This is a genomic window from Chryseobacterium sp. SIMBA_029 (genome assembly GCF_046535275.1).
Taxonomy (GTDB): Bacteria; Bacteroidota; Bacteroidia; order Flavobacteriales; family Weeksellaceae; genus Chryseobacterium.
Window position 1 is genome coordinate 1 of sequence record NZ_JAWRXA010000728.1, and the last position, 244, is coordinate 244.

Here is a 244-nt window from a genome sequence, read left to right on the forward strand (position 1 = left end):
CTAATATCTACATAATGAAATTCAGAACAGAGGTTGACATCCCAAAATCGGAGAAGAAAATTGAGATTGAAGATAAAATATTTTCAATCGGGTCTTGTTTTGCTACTGAAATGACTGATTTACTGAAAGATGGGCAGCTTCAGACGCTTAATAATTCTTTCGGTACAATTTTTAATCCTTTTTCGATCAATAATGCTGTAAAGAGACTTCATGATTCTGCATTCTATGAGGAAGAGGAGTTGAT

The 244-nt window shown here is 33.6% G+C and carries 1 protein-coding gene; it reads left to right on the forward strand.

Annotated elements, in window-relative coordinates; genetic code table 11:
- Positions 1 to 14 precede the first annotated feature (14 nt).
- Positions 15 to 244, forward strand: a 230-nt coding sequence (locus SB679_RS25860; RefSeq protein ID WP_410705236.1) for a GSCFA domain-containing protein, incomplete at its 3' end; no start/stop codon positions are given.